The 2,556-nt window shown below is 46.5% G+C and carries 2 protein-coding genes; one reads left to right on the top strand and one right to left on the bottom strand.

Annotation, left to right across the window (positions count from 1 at the left end; translation table 11 throughout):
- On the top strand, positions 1-1,174 hold a 1,174-nt coding region (locus AC37HE_RS11880; RefSeq protein WP_500783065.1), incomplete at its 5' end, for a hypothetical protein.
- Between the two features lie 82 nt (positions 1,175-1,256).
- Here AC37HE_RS11880 and AC37HE_RS11885 read toward each other — a convergent pair.
- The coding region (locus tag AC37HE_RS11885) for a rhodanese-like domain-containing protein (RefSeq protein ID WP_500783066.1) at positions 1,257-2,556 on the bottom strand (1,300 nt) is incomplete at its 5' end.

The raw sequence follows: 2,556 nt of genomic DNA on the forward strand, positions 1-2,556 counted from the left end.
GAAAATACCGAAGGATGGGTTCCCGGAGGGCATTTGTCAACTTCTGGTTTTGGATGATCATTTGAACCGACTTGCCGGGCGCCTGGTCTATATTGAAAAACAGAAGCCAATGGAAATTCAGGCTAGTCTGGCATCGGAGAGTTTAACCACCAGAGCAACAGATCAACTGAAGCTTGAATTGGATGTTGATTCAATTAAACAGCAGGCAGGGGTGGTTAACATCAGCATTTGTCCTGATGTGTTGATTGCCCAGGGATCAGCAAGCTTCGAGGGAACTTTGAAAATGAATGGTTGGTTGGAGTATCCGGTTGCGGGTGTTGATCAAATGGTTGCAGAAGGAAAGTTGAATGAAGCCACAGCCAATTACCTGCTGCTTGGAAATCAACTGAAGAATGGTGCTTGGGAAATGGTGAAAGCTTCACAAAGTAGTACAAAGTTGGCCGAAGGAATTTCGCGGGCCGCTTTGGAAGATCTGATTCCGGAGCAAGTGGAGCGATTTCTGAATAAAACGGCTTTTGACCGGAAGCCTGATTTTACTCCAAACTTCTTTTTGGCAAACGAGGAGCTGTTTCACAAAATTAAAGTCCATAACCCGGCGACACAGGCTAATCAGTATAAACAGTACCTGGCTTCGGGAAGCTCGTTGATGGATGTAATCAAAATGATTAAGCCGTATAACCTGGATGGTGATAAAATTATTTTCCCGGGAGGGAATAATTCGATTTTGGCCCAGGATGGTGCTTTAATCGTTATCGACGGCCAAAAGATGGGAACCAGTGCCGGCGTTTTAAATACCATTTCACCATATGATGTGGAAACGATCAGTGTATCGACAAAACCGATCGATATTCAGCAGTATACCGGGTTAAATTCTGTTGGTTTAATTGAAATTACAACCAAGAAGGGAGAACTGGTGCCTGAAACAACTGATGAGCCGCTAAAACAATATGAAGGCGGTAACCGGATAGCCAGGGATTTTGCGGAGCAGGTGCAAGAACAGGCTAAAAATGAAAAACGACTTACGCTGTATTGGAAGCCTTTCGTAGCGGTGGATCCAAAACTTGAGCAGGAGATACCAGGAACTACCTTGCCGGCTCATTACCGGGTTCGAATTTTGGCGGTTGATGACCTCGGCAGAATAGGCTACAGGGAATTGCCATTGGAGGTTAAGTAACTTTGATGAGACAGAAAGAAATTTGAAATTGAGAAATAAATAGAGCTGGTAAATTCTGTGATCTTACCAGCTCTTTTGTTGTTTAATATCTCGACATCATGGCTGAAATACCACCTCCGTTGGTCACATTCGAGAAACCGCGGCTTTGCAGGATCTGCTTCGCATAGGCCGAACGGGCTCCGCTGGCACAGTAAACGATGATCTCGCGATCGGTGTTCTCGCCCAGGTCGGCTTTACCCGACATCAGGTCGTCCAGCGGAATATTGATGGCATCCGGGAAAGCACCACTGCTAAATTCGCCCGGTGTACGTACATCAATAATCAGTCGCTTGAGTTCTTCAGTGCTTACCTGCTTGTTGGTTTCTACTGTTTCAGCCGCCTTTTCGCCAATGCTTTTCTGCTCAATAGGCAAGGCTAGCATATTGATGTTTTTGAAGCCAACTGTTGCGGCATGGCGTTGAAGTGAAGTGTGTCCGCCTGAAATGTTGAGTACCTCCGGGTGACCTGCACCAATCAACATTCGAACTGCCTGATGGCCTTTTTTTCCTGTTTCATCATAAATCAGGATAGGGATATCTTTCGGAATTCTTTCCAGGTTTGGATAAAGCATTTCCATCGGAATATGATATGCGCCATTCATATTGCTTTTCTGGTGGGCAAATACGTCGCGAATATCCAGCACAATTAATTGCTCTTTGCTTCCGATGTAATCATCGAGTTCCGAAACCATCAAGCTTGGCCCATAACCTGACATTTTGTTCTCAGCAACGTAAGCTGCCATGTTCATGGCATCGTTGGCTGTTCCTATTGGTGGTGAGTAGGCAAAATCGATATCGGCAATCTCGGTAACCGGTAGTTTGGCGGCACAAGCGGTTGCAATAACATCAAGGCGCTTATCGGCGCCTTTGTAACCAGCAGTTTGACCTCCGAGTATAACACCTGTATTTTTATCGTATACCAATAGAACCGTCACAGTTTCGGCACCCGGGTAATACGCGGTATGATGTTCTTTGTGCACCACAACGGCATCGGCATCAATACCGGCTGCGCGTGCCTGTTTTAGCGACAATCCGGTTGTTCCGGCAACAGCCTCAAAAACACGTACCACCGATGTGCCAATTGCTCCTTTGTAGCTATGCTGACCTCCCAGGGCGTTTTCTGCAGCAATTCTTCCCTGTCTGTTTGCCGGACCTGCCAGGGGAATCCGTACTTTTTTGTCGCTTACACGATGCTCGATTTCAACCATATCGCCGGCAGCGTAAATATCCGAATCCGAAGTTTGCAGCTTGCTGTTGACCAACAACCCACCGGCATCTCCAATTTCCAAACCGGCATCTTTGGCCAATTGTAATGTTGGGCGCACTCCAATTGAAAGCAAGACC

Source organism: Mangrovibacterium sp. (assembly GCF_059905295.1).